The organism is Aeromonas sp. FDAARGOS 1416, from assembly GCF_019048085.1.
GTDB classification, from domain to species: Bacteria; Pseudomonadota; Gammaproteobacteria; order Enterobacterales; family Aeromonadaceae; genus Aeromonas; species Aeromonas veronii.
Genome location: NZ_CP077301.1, coordinates 1,956,273 through 1,972,033 on the forward strand (window position 1 = coordinate 1,956,273; position 15,761 = coordinate 1,972,033).

The window sequence follows — 15,761 nt, forward strand, 5'->3', positions numbered from 1 at the left end:
GATAAAAAACCGGCCAATTGGCCGGTTTCTGTTTTTATGCGCTGGTGCTGTCTCTATTAACCCAGACGAACCCGGGCGTTGCGGAACATCCGCATCCAGGCGCCGTCCTCGCCCCAGTTGTCGGGGTGCCAGGAGTTGGCCACGGTGCGGAACACCCGCTCCGGGTGCGGCATCATGATGGTGGCGCGACCGTCGGTGGTAGTCACTGCGGTGATACCATCCGGCGAGCCGTTGGGGTTGGCCGGGTAACGCGAGGTCACGCTGCCGCGGTTGTCGACAAAACGCAGCCCTACCAGACCGCTCTGCTGCAGTGCGCTCAGGTGAGCGGCATCGCGCACCTCGACACGCCCTTCCCCGTGGGAAACGGCAATAGGCATCACCGAGCCTGCCATGCCGGCGAAGAAGGCCGATGGGGACTCCTGCACCTGCACCAGACTGAAGCGGGCCTCGAAGCGCTCGGAGCGGTTGCGCACAAAGCGCGGCCAGAGATCAGCACCCGGGATGAGATCCCGCAGGTTGGACATCATCTGGCAACCGTTGCAGACACCCAGAGAGAGGGTATCGCCACGCTCGAAGAAGCGCTGGAACTGCTCGCGGGCGTTGTCGTTGAACAGGATGGACTTGGCCCAGCCTTCCCCCGCCCCCAGCACGTCACCGTAGGAGAAACCGCCACAGGCCACCAGGGTCTGGAACTCCTCCAGCTTGATGCGACCGGAGAGAATGTCGCTCATATGGACGTCCACTGCCGCGAAACCGGCACGATCGAACGCCGCCGCCATCTCTACATGAGAGTTGACCCCCTGCTCGCGCAACACCGCCAGACGGGGTGAAACACCCTTGGCAATGTAGGGCGCCGCCACATCCTCGGACGGGTTGTAAGTCAGCTTGGCATGCAGACCCGGATCGGTGGCGTCCTGACGGGCCGCGTGCTCACTGTCGGCGCACTCGGGGTTGTCGCGCAGGCGCTGCATCTGCCAGCTGGTCTCGCCCCAGATGGTGCGAAGGGCGGTACGGCTGGCACGATAGACCTCCTGACCGGCCCGTTGCAGGGTGATGAGATCCCCTTCGCGCACGGTACCGAGCACATGGGAGCAGGCTGCCAGACCATGGCCGGCCAGCAGGGTCATCACCGCCTCTTTATCTTCGCGGCGCACCTGAATGACGGCGCCCAGCTCTTCGTTAAACAGAGCAGGCAGCAGCTCGCCGCCGATGCGATCGAGCTGGATGTCGAGGCCGCAGTGGCCGGCAAACGCCATTTCGGTAAGGGTGACGAACAGGCCGCCGTCGGAGCGGTCGTGGTAGGCGATCAGTTTGCGATCAGCCACCAGCGCCTGAATGGCGTTGAAGAAGCCCTTGAGCTGGACCGGATTGTCGAGATCCGGCGCCTTGTCACCCAACTGGCGATAGACCTGCGCCAACGCAGATGCGCCGAGACGCTGCTTGCCATTGCCAAGGTCGATGAGGATAAGGTCGGTTTCACCGAGATCGGTACGCAGTTGTGGCGTGACTGTGTTGCGCACATCCTCGACCCGGGCAAAGGCGGAGATGAGCAGGGAGAGCGGCGAGGTGACGCTTTGCTCCTTGCCATCCTGCTGCCAGCGGGTCTTCATGGACATGGAGTCCTTGCCCACAGGAATGGTGATGCCAAGGGCCGGGCAGAGCTCCTCACCCACCGCCTTGACCGCCTCATAGAGCCCGGCATCTTCCCCTGGGTGACCGGCAGCGGCCATCCAGTTGGCGGAGAGCTTGACCCGCTTCAGCGACCCGATATGAGCCGGCGCCAGGTTGGTGAGCGCTTCCGCCACAGCCATGCGAGCGGAGGCGGCGTGGGAGAGCAGCGCCACCGGGGTACGCTCGCCCATGGACATGGCTTCGCCGTGATAGCTGTCGTAGGTGGTAGCGGTGACGGCGCAATCGGCCACCGGGATCTGCCAGGGGCCAACCATCTGGTCGCGATTGACCAAGCCAGTCACGCTGCGATCGCCGATGGTGATCAGGAAGGACTTCTCCGCCACGGTCGGCAGGCGCAGTACCCGCTCGGCAGCGTCACTCAAAGTGATGCCATCGAGCTGGAGCGCTTTACCTTGTGCAGGCAAGGTCACCACGTCGCGGTGCATCTTGGGCGCCTTGCCGAGCAGCACGTCCAGCGGCAGATCGATGGGCTGGTTGTCAAAGTGGCTGTCAGAGAGGGTCAGATGCTTCTCTTCGGTCGCGGTACCGATCACGGCATAGGGTGCGCGCTCACGCTCGCACAGCGCCTTGAACAACGGCAGCTTGTCCTGCGCTACCGCCAGCACGTAACGCTCCTGGGATTCGTTGCACCAGATCTCCAGCGGGCTCATGCCAGGCTCGTCGCTCTGGATGGCGCGCAGATCGAAGCGACCGCCACGCTCACCGTCGTTGACTAGCTCCGGCATGGCGTTGGAGAGACCACCCGCCCCCACATCGTGGATAAAGACGATAGGGTTGTCGTCACCCAGCTGCCAGCAGCGATCGATCACCTCCTGGCAACGGCGCTCCATCTCGGGGTTGTCACGCTGCACCGAGGCAAAGTCGAGATCTTCGGCTGACTGGCCGGAGGCCATGGAGGATGCGGCACCACCGCCCAGACCGATGTTCATCGCCGGGCCGCCCAGCACGATCAGCGCCGCGCCGACCGGGATATCCCCTTTCTGGACATGTTCGGTGCGGATGTTGCCGATGCCGCCCGCCAGCATGATGGGTTTGTGGTAGCCACGCACCTCGACGCCGTTGTGGCTCGGCACCTCCTCTTCGAAGGTACGGAAGTAGCCGAGAATGGCCGGACGGCCGAACTCGTTGTTAAACGCGGCGCCGCCGAGCGGCCCCTCTTGCATGATGTCAAAGGCGCTGACAATGCGGCTCGGCTTGCCGAAATCCTGCTCCCAGGGCTGCTCGAAGCCGGGAATGCGCAGGTTTGAGACGGAGAAACCGACCAGACCCGCCTTGGGCTTGGCACCGCGACCGGTGGCTCCCTCGTCGCGGATCTCGCCGCCGGAGCCGGTAGCCGCGCCCGGGAACGGGGAGATGGCGGTCGGGTGGTTGTGGGTCTCCACCTTCATCAGGATGTCAACCTGTTCCTGGTGATACTGGTATTCGCCGTTGGCCGGGCTCGGGAAGAAGCGGCCACCCTGGCTCCCTTCCATCACGGCGGCGTTGTCTTTATAGGCAGAGAGGACATGATCCGGCGTCTGCTCGAAGGTGTTCTTGATCATCTTGAACAGCGACTTGGGCTGCTGCTCACCATCGATGGTCCAGTCGGCATTGAAGATCTTGTGACGGCAGTGTTCGGAGTTCGCCTGGGCGAACATGTAGAGCTCGATGTCGTTGGGGTTGCGACCCAACTTGGTGAAGTTCTCCACCAGATAGTCGATTTCGTCGTCGGCCAGCGCCAGACCGAGCGCCACGTTGGCTTCGGCCAGGGCTGCGCGACCACCGCCCAGCACATCCACCTGGGTAAAGGGGCGCGGTTCGTGGTGAGCAAACAGGGCGCTCGCCGCGTCCATGTCGGCAAACACCACTTCCATCATCCGATCATGCAACACGGCGGCAATGGCGCTGCGCTGGGCGGCACTCAGCTCACCCTGCCCCTTGATGGTCAGGTAATAGGCAATACCACGCTCCAGCCGCTTGACCTGTTTCAGGCCGCAGTTGTGGGCGATGTCGGTTGCTTTGGAAGACCAGGGGGAGATAGTGCCGGGGCGGGGGGTAACAAGAAACAGCTGACCGCTGGGGGTGTGTTCGGGGATGGTCGGGCCGTAGCGCAAGAGCTGGCCCAAGGTCGCTCGCTCGGGGGGAGAGAGGGGGCTTGTCAGCTCGGCAAAGTGCACATACTCGGCATAGACATCCTCTATCTCTACTCCGCTCTCTACTCCACTCTCGTTTCTCATCTGTGCGAAGCGTTGCAGCAGTTTTTGGACACGAAAATCAGACAGTGCTGGGGCACCACGCAAGATATCCATATGACCTTTCTCACCAAGTTTTAAAGTGGGGGGGAATTGAGACGCGCGTATTATAGGGATCTGGCTCACAGCGGACAAACGTTTTTCTCACTTCGTGCAGTGTGACTCTGCGCACACTCTCTGGTATAAAGGTGCCTCTTTTTTGACAAATGCCGATTTTTTCAACAAAGGTACTCACCTACTTGCGCTGCATTTTTCGACTGTTTATCGGGCTGTTGTTGACGCTGACGCTGGTTGGCTGCGACTTCTATAGCCCCTCCAGCCAGCTGGAGCAGATCCGCCAGCGAGGCGAGATCCGGGTTGGCACCATCTATGGTCCCACCTCCTATTACCAGCGTGACGACCTCGCCCAGGGGTTCGATTACGAGCTGGCGCAAAATTATGCCGACTGGTTGGGGGTGAAACTCACCATCATCCCGGTCGACACCACTGACCAACTGGTCACCCTGCTGAAAAAGGGCAAACTCGATCTGGCGGCTGCCGCCATCATGGTCACCCCCGAACGACGCGAGCTGTTTCGCTTCGGCCCGGGCTTCTACCAGGTCTCCCCCAAACTGGTCTACCGCAACGGCAAACCCAAGCCGGCCTCATTGAACGATATCAAGGGCAAGCTGGTCGTGGCCGCCGGCTCCACCGGTGAAGATCTGCTCAAAGAGATGAGCAAAGAAAATCCGAAACTAGCCTGGAGCACAAGCGACAACGCCGATGTGGAGGAGCTGCTCAAGCAGGTGGTGGATGGCAAGATTGACTACACGGTGGTGCAGGATACCGTGCTGGCCCGTACCCAGCGCTACTACCCGGAGCTCACCGAGGGGCTGACCCTGGCCCAGAAGCAGACCGTTGCCTGGGCCATGAGCAAGCTGCCCGATGACAGCCTCTATGCCAGCGTGATCGACTTCTTCGGTCAGCGCTTTATGGATGGTGCCATCGCCAAGCTGGACGAGAAGTACTTCGGCCACGTGCAGAACTTCGACTTTGTCGATACCCGCACCTTCCTCAAGCGCGCCAAGAGCCTGCTGCCCAAGTACCAGCCGCTGTTCCAGACTCACGCCAAGAATATCGACTGGCGTCTGCTCGCCGCCATCAGCTATCAGGAGTCCCACTGGGACCCGCAGGCCCGCTCCTACACCGGCGTGCGCGGCATGATGATGCTGACCGAGCCCACCGCCAAGGCGATGGGAGTCAACGACCGGCTTCATCCGGAAGAGAGCATCAAGGGTGGCTCCCTCTATCTGCAACAGATGATGGAGAAGGTGCCGGATTCGGTGCCCGATGACGAGAAGGTGTGGTTTGCCCTCACCGCCTACAACATCGGTTACGGCCACATGATGGATGCCCGCCGCCTGACCAAAGAGCTCGGCAAGAATCCCGACGCCTGGAGCGACGTGAAAGAGGTGCTGCCGCTGCTGCAACAGGCGCGCTGGCACCGCAAGGTACGTTACGGCTATGCCCGTGGCAGCGAGGCGCGTAACTATGTCAACAACGTGCGCCAGTATTACCAGAGTCTGCTCTGGCTCGACAACGAGCAGCAGAAGGCACATCAGCGGGAGAGTCTCGACAACGACAGCGAGCCCGAGCTGGCCGAGCGCCCCACCGCCATCGCCGAAGTGGTCAATCAGATCACCATGCGCTAACCAGTCATTATTCGGCTGTTTTCACGCAAACTTCTCTGTTACCATCGATTCACATCGGAGCCTATCCGAAATCGCATTGTTTTCATTATGTTGAGAGATTAAATAACAGCAATTTCGGATGGGCTCCATCAATGACCCAAGGCCGGGATGGCCACCTGAGTTGGGAGGAGACCAAGATGCAAAAACGTAGAAAAATCAGTCTGGTCAGAAAAGCGAAGTGCAGCTGGAGCCCCAGACGCAAACTCAAGCTTAATGACATCAAGCGCAATCTGTGGCGCAGAAATCGATCCTATACCCTGCTTATTGCAGAGCACACAGCATAAACCCGGCATTCGCCGGGTTTTTTATCTTCTTTCTCACCTGAATACTGTCTTACACCAGCGCCGCCTTGAACTGTACCGACCGCTTGGAGATCAGGGAGTTGCAGTGGTTGCAGAAGTAATCCACTGCGCCGCACGCCTTGAGACGCTCCAGCTCCTGCTGGCAGGTGGGGCAGATGGCCGTAACGTGAACGTTAGCCTGGCACTGGCCACAGGTTTGCTCCTTGCTGCGGGTATCCAGTTCAGCTTGGCATGACGGACAAAGCAGGGCTTCCATAATCAACTCCTCGAAAAGTGGATCTGCCATGGTCTGGCTCCATGGCAGATCCCCCTCCCCTTATTCCTCACCCTAACATGGCGAGGATAACAAAGCGGCTGCCGGTGAGGGCAGCCGCCAGGGCTTATTTCTTCTTCATTTTCAGCAGCCGTTTGCGCTGACGTTCCTGACTCAGGGTCATGGTGTTCTTCTTCCCTTCAAACGGGTTGACCGACTCCTGGAACTCGACCCGGATCGGCGAGCCCATGATCTTGAGGGACTTGCGGAAGTAGTTGATCAGATACCGCTTGTAGGAGTCCGGCAAGTCGTTCAGCTGGTTGCCGTGGATCACGATGCGCGGCGGGTTGTAGCCACCGGCGTGAGCATACTTGAGCTTGACGCGGCGACCGTTGACCATCGGCGGCTGGTGATCTTCCTGCGCCATCTGCATGATGCGGGTCAGCATGGCCGTGCTGGTACGACGGGTGGCGGACTGGTAAGCCTCCTGAATGGATTCAAACAGATGGCCGACACCGCTGCCGTGCAGGGCGGAGATGAAGTGAACGCGGGCGAAGTCGATGAAGCCCAAGCGACGATCCAGCTCGTTCTTCACATCCTCTTTCACCTTCTGATCCAGACCATCCCACTTGTTCACCACCAGCACCACGGAGCGACCGGCGTGGAGCACATAGCCAAGGATGCTCAAGTCCTGATCGGTGATGGTCTCCTGGGCGTCGATCACCAGCAGGCAAACGTTGGCATCTTCGATAGCTTTCAGGGTCTTGATAACGGAGAACTTCTCAACCGTCTCGTGCACCTTGCCACGACGACGCACACCGGCTGTGTCGATAACCACATACTTCTGCTCGTCACGCTCCATCGGAATGTAAACGGAGTCACGGGTGGTGCCGGGCATGTCATAGACGATGACCCGATCTTCACCCAGCATGCGGTTGGTCAGAGTAGATTTACCGACGTTGGGACGACCAACGATGGCGAACTTGATGGGCAGGTCGGCGAACGGGGTCTCCTTGGTGTCCTCTTTGGTATCGAGTTCACCGGCAGCCACCATGCGCAGCAGGGCTTCTTCGTCGAAGTCCTCCTCTTCCTCATCCTGCGCATCTTCATCGGTAGTGGCGTCGACCAGGGTCTCCAGATGGGGAGCCAGGGCCAGTTCCAGCAGGCTCAGCACGCCACGACCGTGGGCGGCCGCGATCTGGTAGACCTCGCCCAGCGCCAGACCGTAGAACTCGGAGACCGCGGAATCACCGTCGATACCGTCGGTCTTGTTGGCCACCAGAAATACCTTCTTGTGGGCCTTGCGCAGGTGCTCGGCGATAGCTTGATCCGCTGCGGTCAGACCGGCACGGGCATCCACCATGAACAGCACGACGTCCGCTTCTTCGATGGCCAGCAGGGATTGCTCGGCCATCTTCAGCTCGATCCCCTCTTCGGTGCCATCGATACCGCCGGTATCGACCACGATAAATTCCAGCTCGCCCAACTTCGCCTGACCGTATTTACGGTCCCGGGTCAGACCGGGAAAATCGGCAACCAGGGCATCCCGTGTACGGGTCAAGCGGTTAAACAGGGTGGATTTCCCCACGTTGGGGCGGCCCACCAGGGCTACTACAGGAGTCATAAAAGCCTCATTCTCAAGACGACAAAGGCTCCGGGTCCGAAGACCAGGAGCCGGATATTCACATTATCGGACGATCAAGGACGCTTGAGGGCGTACAACTTGCCGTCACGGCTCTGCACATACAGGGTCTCGCCATCCACCAGCGGGGCGGCGTAGAGACCACTGCTATCGAGCTGCTGCATCGCCTTGATGGTACCGTCGGTACGATCAAGCCAATACAGGTATCCTTCCACATCACCCACCACCACATAGTCACCGAAGATGACAGGTGCAGTGACGGTACGATTTTCCAGCTGGGTGTTGGACCACAGCTCCAGACCGTTGCGACGGTCGATGGCAAACAGGTGGCTGCGGCTGTCGGTCAGCACGATGGCATTACCGGTCATCGCCAGATCGCGATAGCCGGAATACTTGCGCTTCCACACTTCATCGCCGGTCATCAGTTTGCGCGCCATCAGCTGACCGTTGTAGGCGATGGCATAGAGCTCATCACCGGCAATCAGCGGGCTGGTATCGACGTCAACCATGCGGTCCAGCTCGGTGGCACCGCGCGGATCAGCCACCTTGGACTGGCGCACCGGCTGGCCGTTGCTCAGCAGGGCGATGCCCACCTTGCCATCGGCACGACCGTAAATCACGGCGCCGTTGGTGATCACCGGTGCACCGGCACTGCGCAGGGTCAGCGGCGGCTGCTCTTCGGAGAGCGACCACTGCATCTTGCCTTCATCAGTGTCGAGGGCGATCAGGCGACCGGAGGTGGTCAACACCACCACGCGGCCATCTTCCACCGCGGGGCTTGCCACCACTTCGCCGGGCACATTGGTCTGCCACAGCACTTCACCATTCTCTTCGTTCAGGGCGTAGACCACCCCGTTCTCGGAGCCGAGGAACAGCTTGCCGTAACGGGAGACCAGGCCGCCGGAGAGACGAGCGCTGCGCTTGTCGGCGTTGACCGGCAGGTCGGCCAGATCGACAGTCCAGAGGCGATCGCCACTGGCACGGTCAAAGGCGCTGACATCGCCGTCACGGGCCGCCGCATAGATACGATCCTCTTCCACCACCGGCTTGAGCTGGGAGTAGAAGTCACCGATGCCATCACCCACAGTGGATGACCATGCGGTGTCGGCAGTGAAGGCAGATTCAACCTTGGGCAGCGGCGCCATCGGGTTGAGATCCTCTTCGGAACTGAACAGGGAGCAACCCTGCAGAGCGAAGGAGACCGCAGCCCCCAGCGCCACCATCTTGAATAGATTACGCATCCGGTGCCTCACCAGTCGCAACGGCCGGCAGGGCCAGATCGTCCATTTTCAGCTTGAGCTCGGCGCTACCCTGCAGGCCGCCGGCATCGGCCGCTGCCTGATAGGCATCACGAGCCTCTTCGGTCTTGCCCTGCTTTTGCAGCACATCACCACGGGCTTCCGCTACCTGCGCCTTGAAGGCCTCATTCTGGATGGTCGCCAGCTTGGCCAGCGCTTCATCTGCCTTGCCCTGATCATTCAGTACACGGGCCAGACGCAGCGCCGCGATGGGACGAATACTCTCGTCACCCGTGGTCGCCACCAGCTCCAGCTGCTCGGCAGCCAGATCCAGCTTGCCCGCCTTGACGGCAGCGGCAGCCAGTTGCAACGCGGCCAGTTCACCGTAGGAGTCCCCCTTGTTGGCGGTAACAAACTGCTGTGCCTGCTCGAAACCGGCGGCATCGCCCTTGGCCAGCTGCTCAATCACCTGGTTGTAAGAGTGGGAGGAGGCCTCCATGGTCTCTTGCTGGTGCTGGTTGTAATAGCGCCAGCCGAACAGACCGACCAGACCGATCACGGTCCCGGCAATCACCGAGGTTCCGTTCTCTTTCCACCACTCCTTGATAACCTCAACCTGTTGTTCTTCGGTGGTATAGACTTCCACAGCTTACTCTCCTTTGGCTGCCAGCAGGGCAATGGCGGCGTCAACCTTGACGGTCTGTTGCTCGGCCTGACCACGCAGATATTTGATAGTGATCTCCCCGTTTTGCACCTCGGTCTCACCAAGGATCAGGGCGATTGCCGCGCCGCTCTTGTCGGCACGTTTGAGTTGTTTCTTGAAGTTGCCACCACCGCAGTGGCTCATCAGGCGCAGGTCCGGCAGGGCATCGCGCAGACGCTCTGCCAGCTGGAAGCCAGCCTGTTCGGTCCCCTCGCCCACCATCGCCAGATAGACATCCACCGCCGGGCGGATATCGGCGTTGAGCTCGAGAGTTTCCAGCATCAGCACCAGACGCTCCATGCCCATGGCAAAGCCCACGGCCGGGGTCGGTTGACCGCCCAGCTGCTCTACCAGACCATCGTAGCGGCCACCGGCACAGACGGTGCCCTGGGCACCCAGACTGCTGGTGACCCACTCGAACACGGTCAGGTTGTAGTAGTCAAGACCACGCACCAGACGCTCGTTCACTTCGTATTTGATACCGGCAGACTCGAGCAGGCGCTTGAGCCCCTCGAAGTGGGCCAGGCTCTCTTCGCCCAGATGGTCGAACAGACGCGGGGCACCCACCAGAATGGCCTGCACCTTTTCATCCTTGGAGTCGAGCACCCGCAGCGGGTTGCTGTACATGCGGCGCTGGCTCTCTTCGTCCAGCTGCTCCTTGTACTGCTCCAGATAGGCCACCAGCGCATCGCGGTAAGCGGCACGCTCGGCGCTCTGACCCAGGGTGTTGAGCTGCAGGGTGACATGCTCGCTGATGCCAAACAGACGCCACAGACGGTGGGTCAGCATGATCAGCTCAGCGTCAATGTCCGGCCCGTTGATGCCAAACAGCTCGACACCGAACTGGTGGAACTGGCGATAACGGCCCTTCTGGGGACGCTCGTGACGGAACATGGGGCCCATGTACCACATCCGGCGTTCCTGGTTGTAAAGCAGACCGTGTTCGATACCGGCACGGACGCAGCTGGCGGTCCCTTCCGGACGCAGGCTCAGGCTGTCGCCGTTACGGTCTTCAAAGGTGTACATCTCTTTTTCGACCACGTCGGTCACTTCACCGATGGCGCGCTTGAACAGATGAGTCTGCTCGACAATCGGCATGCGCACTTCGCTGTAGCCATAGCTGGCAACGACCTGGCGCAGGATCTGTTCTACTTTCTGCCATACCGGGCTCTGCTCCGGCAGGCAATCATTCATACCGCGAATAGCTTGGATCTGTTTTGCCACGTTGATACTCGAGAAAAAGAGGTAAAATTTGGCCGCATTATAGGGATTTTCCCCCCCAAGGTAAAATCAGGGAATCCGGATGCGGGATTTAAAATCAGTCACCTGGAAAAAGGGCCACCCAATGTGGCCCTGTTTCGCTCACTCCTTGTCCATCGGGATCCGGTTGGCGGGATCCAGCATGGCGGCGCGGGCGCGAATGCGGCGCTCCAGAGTTGGAATGAGATCCTTGTTATCGAGCCGATCGACCCGCTGGCCCCCCTCATAGAAGGCACTCTTGTTGGCGGCACCCGCCAGACCAAGGTCGGAGACCAGCGCTTCACCCGGCCCATTCACCACACAGCCGATGATGGAAACATCCATCGGGGTGATGATGTCTTCGAGCCGCTCTTCCAGTGCGTTGACGGTAGCGATCACATCGAACTCCTGCCGTGAGCAGGATGGGCAAGCGATAAAGTTGATGCCACGGGAGCGAATACGCAAGGATTTGAGGATATCGAAACCGACCTTCACCTCCTCCACAGGATCCGCCGCCAGCGAGATACGCAGGGTATCGCCGATGCCGTCGGTAAGCAGCATGCCCAGACCGATGGCAGACTTCACCGCGCCAGCCCGGAAACCGCCCGCTTCGGTGATGCCAAGGTGCAGCGGCTGCTCGATCTGCTTGGCCAGCAGGCGATAGGCACCTACAGCCAGGAACACATCGGAGGCCTTGACGCTCACCTTGAAGTCCTGGAAATCGAGACGATCGAGATAGTCCACGTGACGCATGGCGGACTCTACCAGCGCCTCTGGGGTCGGCTCGCCGTACTTCTCCTGGATATCTTTCTCCAGCGACCCGCCATTGACCCCGATACGGATCGGGATATTGAGGTCGCGCGCGCAATCGACAACAGAGCGGACACGCTGCTCGTTGCCGATGTTGCCCGGATTGATGCGCAGGCAGTCAGCGCCATACTCGGCCACTTTCAGGGCGATGCGATAGTCGAAGTGGATATCGGCAACGATGGGGATGCGGGTCTGCTGTTTGATCAGCCGGAAGGCTTCCGCCGCTTCCATGGTGGGCACGGAGACACGGACGATATCGGCACCGACCCGCTCGATCCGCTGGATCTGCTCGATGGTGGCGGTGACATCTGTGGTCTTGGTGTTGGTCATGGTCTGCACGGTAATGGGGGCATCGCCCCCAACCGGTACATTACCAACCATGATCTGTCTGGATTTACGACGAATGATGGGTGATTCGTGAGAAGACATGGGAAACAGATTACTCCTGCGGCAGTGAGAAGCGGGCTGTACGACCGTTGTTGTAACGGCTCATATCAAACGACTGACCCTTGTAGTCAAGCTTGACGGCCATGGGCGCGCCAATGATGAACTTCAGGGGCTCGGCGCCTTCCAGCACCAGCTCGTCGTTGGCCTTCTTCAGACCACTGAACAGGGTCTTGCCGTTGGCATCCTTCACATCCAGCCAGCAATCGGCGGTGAAGCTCATCTTCAGTTGCGGCGCAGTCGCCGGATCAACGACAGCCTCTTCAGATTCGGTGCCATTGGCGCCGGATACCGCAGCATCGGTCGCAGTGCCGACAGCCGCGCTGACATCGGTCGGGGCAACAGCCGCAGAAGCAGGCGCCAGGGTAGCAGTCGCATCGGAGACCACCGCGGGGGCAGTCACGTCAGTGGCGGCAGGTGCGATGGCAGCGCCTTCCACCGGGGCGGTGTTGATCGCATCGGGCGGCGTGATAGCAGGTTCAGCCGGAGTCGAACCGGTTGCACTCATCTCGGTGGCTGCCAGCGCTTCATCACCGGCGGAGCGACGGGAAGTACTCTGCCACCACCAGGCGACCGAGAGCGCAATCAACACCAGAATAACCAGCCAGGTGACTACCTTGAGCCGATTGTCGTTGGCTTGCTGGCGAGAGCGACGGGAGAAGCTCTGCATGTCGATATTGTCGGGAGGAGTCAGACCCAGCTTGTCGTAAGCGGCCAGAATGGTCTCTTCCGGGATCCCGACCAACTTGGCATAGGTACGCAGATAGCCCCGAATAAAGGTATGGGACGTATGTTTGTCGTAGGTATCCGATTCGATGGCGGCGATCAGGGTCAGACGAAGGTGAATGCGGGACGCAACCTGTTCTCGTGTCCAGCCAAGCTGTTCACGGGCATTGCGCAGCAGCTGGCCTGGACCTGCTGCCTGGGAATCGTCTTGTTGGAAATCGTGTGGCTGTTCAATAGTCATTGGCTAAATAACGCTTGGCTTGTTGCGAAGTGGGATATTGCCTTACCAGCTCAGTCCCGAATTGGTGAAGTAATGCCGGCTTGTCCATTGCCTGTGCCAATCTGAGTCTCAACCAGAGACTCTCCTCATTCTCGTCTGACACATCGGCAAAACGGGCGAGGTAGGACTGCACATCAGGCAGCTTGCCATCTTTCATGGAAAGCTCGGCCAAGTCCAGCAATAACCTTGGATTGCCCGGATTATACCCCAAGGCCAGGAGATAGTACTCGGTTGCTTTATCATTTCTGCGATTTTGCAGGGCACAAAGTGCCGCATTTTCATAGGTATCGGCAATCTTCACATAGCCTGGTTGAATAACAGCCTGGTTGAATGCCTTGTCTGCCTCATCATAACGGCCACGATCACAGAGGAAGGCGCCATAGTTGTTCATTGCGTCAGCATTGGACGGATCCATGGCAAGGGCGTTCTTGTAATGCTCTTCAGCCGCCTTGAAATCCCCCACCCTCTGGTAGAAGTAGGCAAAACCGATCTGCACTTGAGGATTGGAGGGGTCATACTGGAGGGCGCGATCAAGATTGAACTTGGCCTGCTCGGCATTGCCCTGACGCAGGTACTGGATACCCAAGTCGAGGCGGGTTTGGGCAGCCGCCTTGAGGTCAGGACCCACTTCACGCTGGGTCGAGTTCTGGCCAGCGTAAGTGGTCTCGGTCACACAGCCTGGCAGCGCGCAGAGCGCTGCCACTACGATCAATGTACGTGTATCCATTCCCTGTCTATACAATGGCTTAGCATTTAAACCATTTTGACGGAAATCCCATCCTGTTGCATCCGATTTTTGATAGTTCGCTTGGTACGGTCAATCACGTCACCCACCAGCTGACCACAGGCGGCATCGATGTCATCACCACGGGTCTTGCGGACAATCACGGTGAAACCGTACTCCATCAGCACCTTGGAGAAGCGATCGATACGGCTGTTGCTCGGCTTGCCGTAAGGGTTGCCCGGGAAGGGGTTGAACGGGATCAGGTTGATCTTGCTCGGAGTGTCCTTGAGCACCTTGGCCAGCTCGTGCGCATGCTGCATATCGTCATTGATATGATCGAGCAGCACATACTCGACGGTTACCCGACCACCGTTGGCATTGGATTTGGCCAGGTAGCGACGGACACCGGCGAGGAACTCCTCGATGTTGTACTTGTCGTTGATCGGCATGATCTCTGAACGCAACTTGTCGTTCGGGGCGTGCAGGGAGATAGCCAGCGCCACGTCGATCTGGTCACCCAGCTTGTCCAGCGCAGGTACCACGCCAGAGGTGGAGATGGTCACCCGGCGCTTGGAGATGCCAAAGCCGTAGTCATCCATCATCAGACGCATGGCGGGCACCACGTTGGCGAGGTTGAGCAGCGGCTCGCCCATCCCCATCATCACCACGTTGGTGATGGGACGCTTGCCACCGACCACGCGGGCCGCACGCCACACCTGACCGATGATCTCGGAGACTTTCAGATTGCGGTTGAAGCCTTGTTGAGCCGTGGAGCAGAACTTGCACTCCAGCGCACAGCCAACTTGAGAGGAGACGCAGAGGGTCGCGCGGTCATCTTCCGGGATGTAGACGGTCTCTACCTCCTGATCGCCCACCTGCAGAGCCCACTTGATGGTGCCATCGGCAGAGCGCTGCTCGCGGCTGATCTCGGGCGCCTTGATCTCGGCGATCGCCTTGAGGCGCTCTTTGAGCACCTTGTTGACGTTGGTCATCTGATCGAAATCATCACACCCAAAGTGATAGATCCACTTCATGACCTGATCTGCCCGGAATGGCTTCTCGCCCAGTTCGACGAAAAAGGCACGCATGGCATCCCGATCAAGATCCAGCAGGTTGATTTTTGTTTCGCTCATCAATGGCCTCAGTTCAAACACTTCATCAATTATTGGCTGACGACGTCAGGGGGCGGCATTGTACAAATAATGGGTCTGGCTTTCCACCTGGAGAATAGAGGGATATTGCGTAAACGGCGAAAACAACAAAGGGAGCCGAGGCTCCCTTGGGTCATCATCCACAAAAATCAGCCGCGCGGGCAGATCTCGTTGTCAGAGAAGAAGTAGGCAATTTCGCGGGCAGCGGACGCAGGTGCATCGGAGCCATGCACTGCGTTGCGATCGATGCTCTCGGCATAACAGGCACGCAAGGTACCAGCCAGCGCCTCTTTCGGGTTGGTAGCGCCCATGATCTCGCGATTGCGACGGATGGCGTCTTCCCCTTCCAGCACCTGCACCATGACAGGGCCAGAGGTCATGAAGCTGACCAGATTGTCATAAAAAGGCTTGCCCTGATGCTCGGCATAGAAACCGGCAGCCTGTTCACTGCTCATGTGCAGCATTTTGGATGCCACCACTTTCAAGCCTGCGCTTTCGAAACGGCTATAGATGGCACCGATCAGGTTCTTGCTGACAGCATCCGGTTTGACGATAGAGAAGGTACGTTCGATGGCCATTGATATCTTTCCTTAACT

12 protein-coding genes are annotated in these 15,761 nt (G+C 59.4%); 1 reads left to right on the forward strand and 11 read right to left on the reverse strand.

Annotation, left to right across the window (positions count from 1 at the left end; genetic code table 11):
- Positions 1 to 56 precede the first annotated feature (56 nt).
- A complete protein-coding gene (purL, locus tag I6L46_RS08620) occupies positions 57 to 3,980 on the reverse strand; it encodes a phosphoribosylformylglycinamidine synthase (RefSeq protein ID WP_216977890.1) in 3,924 nt (1,307 codons plus the stop codon).
- Positions 3,981 to 4,129: 149 nt separating this feature from the next.
- Here purL and mltF point away from each other — a divergent pair, with 149 nt between their 5' ends.
- Positions 4,130 to 5,614 (forward strand): membrane-bound lytic murein transglycosylase MltF, encoded by a 1,485-nt coding sequence (gene mltF, locus I6L46_RS08625; RefSeq protein ID WP_005344877.1) that lies wholly within the window; start codon positions 4,130 to 4,132, stop codon positions 5,612 to 5,614.
- A 372-nt stretch (positions 5,615 to 5,986) separates the two neighbouring features.
- Here mltF and I6L46_RS08630 read toward each other — a convergent pair whose 3' ends face one another.
- The 10 genes from I6L46_RS08630 to ndk form a co-directional block, all read right to left on the reverse strand.
- Positions 5,987 to 6,211: a zinc ribbon domain-containing protein gene (locus tag I6L46_RS08630; RefSeq protein ID WP_042056368.1), complete on the reverse strand. Its 225-nt coding sequence runs from the start codon at positions 6,209 to 6,211 to the stop codon at positions 5,987 to 5,989.
- A gap of 124 nt (positions 6,212 to 6,335) precedes the next feature.
- Complete coding sequence (gene der, locus I6L46_RS08635; protein WP_108588207.1) at positions 6,336 to 7,832, reverse strand: ribosome biogenesis GTPase Der; 1,497 nt, start codon at positions 7,830 to 7,832, stop codon at positions 6,336 to 6,338.
- Positions 7,833 to 7,906: 74 nt separating this feature from the next.
- Entirely contained in the window at positions 7,907 to 9,091 is a 1,185-nt protein-coding gene (gene bamB / locus I6L46_RS08640; RefSeq protein ID WP_216977891.1) for an outer membrane protein assembly factor BamB, read from the reverse strand.
- Entirely contained in the window at positions 9,084 to 9,734 is a 651-nt protein-coding gene (locus I6L46_RS08645) for a tetratricopeptide repeat protein (RefSeq protein ID WP_021229680.1), read from the reverse strand. The genes bamB and I6L46_RS08645 overlap by 8 nt, the downstream gene beginning before the upstream one ends.
- Before the next feature lie 3 nt (positions 9,735 to 9,737).
- The gene (hisS, locus tag I6L46_RS08650; protein WP_167565141.1) at positions 9,738 to 11,015 is read right to left on the reverse strand and encodes a histidine--tRNA ligase; all 1,278 of its coding nucleotides are present in this window, start codon (positions 11,013 to 11,015) and stop codon (positions 9,738 to 9,740) included.
- Positions 11,016 to 11,153: 138 nt separating this feature from the next.
- A complete protein-coding gene (gene ispG / locus I6L46_RS08655; protein ID WP_216977892.1) occupies positions 11,154 to 12,269 on the reverse strand; it encodes a flavodoxin-dependent (E)-4-hydroxy-3-methylbut-2-enyl-diphosphate synthase in 1,116 nt (371 codons plus the stop codon).
- Between the two features lie 10 nt (positions 12,270 to 12,279).
- Positions 12,280 to 13,251 carry a cytoskeleton protein RodZ gene (rodZ, locus tag I6L46_RS08660; RefSeq protein WP_216977893.1) on the reverse strand — a complete coding sequence of 324 codons (972 nt, stop codon included), beginning with the start codon at positions 13,249 to 13,251 and terminating at the stop codon, positions 12,280 to 12,282.
- Positions 13,241 to 14,032 carry a type IV pilus biogenesis/stability protein PilW gene (tapF, locus tag I6L46_RS08665; protein ID WP_216953941.1) on the reverse strand — a complete coding sequence of 264 codons (792 nt, stop codon included), beginning with the start codon at positions 14,030 to 14,032 and terminating at the stop codon, positions 13,241 to 13,243. The genes rodZ and tapF overlap by 11 nt, the downstream gene beginning before the upstream one ends.
- An 11-nt stretch (positions 14,033 to 14,043) precedes the next feature.
- Positions 14,044 to 15,147, reverse strand: a complete 1,104-nt coding sequence (locus I6L46_RS08670) for a bifunctional tRNA (adenosine(37)-C2)-methyltransferase TrmG/ribosomal RNA large subunit methyltransferase RlmN (RefSeq protein WP_005344856.1) — start codon at positions 15,145 to 15,147, stop codon at positions 14,044 to 14,046.
- Positions 15,148 to 15,314: 167 nt separating this feature from the next.
- Entirely contained in the window at positions 15,315 to 15,743 is a 429-nt protein-coding gene (gene ndk / locus I6L46_RS08675) for a nucleoside-diphosphate kinase (protein ID WP_005333805.1), read from the reverse strand.
- Positions 15,744 to 15,761: the final 18 nt, after the last annotated feature.

Bases quoted from the DNA above. Each gene is read 5' to 3' on its own strand.
- bamB (WP_216977891.1), bottom strand. From the start codon at position 9,091: ATGCGTAATCTATTCAAGATGGTGGCGCTGGGGGCTGCGGTCTCCTTC.
- ndk (WP_005333805.1), bottom strand. From the start codon at position 15,743: ATGGCCATCGAACGTACCTTCTCTATCGTCAAACCGGATGCTGTCAGC.
- purL (WP_216977890.1), bottom strand. From the start codon at position 3,980: ATGGATATCTTGCGTGGTGCCCCAGCACTGTCTGATTTTCGTGTCCAA.
- rodZ (WP_216977893.1), bottom strand. From the start codon at position 13,251: ATGACTATTGAACAGCCACACGATTTCCAACAAGACGATTCCCAGGCA.
- mltF (WP_005344877.1), top strand. From the start codon at position 4,130: ATGCCGATTTTTTCAACAAAGGTACTCACCTACTTGCGCTGCATTTTT.
- I6L46_RS08630 (WP_042056368.1), bottom strand. From the start codon at position 6,211: ATGGAAGCCCTGCTTTGTCCGTCATGCCAAGCTGAACTGGATACCCGC.
- der (WP_108588207.1), bottom strand. From the start codon at position 7,832: ATGACTCCTGTAGTAGCCCTGGTGGGCCGCCCCAACGTGGGGAAATCC.
- I6L46_RS08670 (WP_005344856.1), bottom strand. From the start codon at position 15,147: ATGAGCGAAACAAAAATCAACCTGCTGGATCTTGATCGGGATGCCATG.
- ispG (WP_216977892.1), bottom strand. From the start codon at position 12,269: ATGTCTTCTCACGAATCACCCATCATTCGTCGTAAATCCAGACAGATC.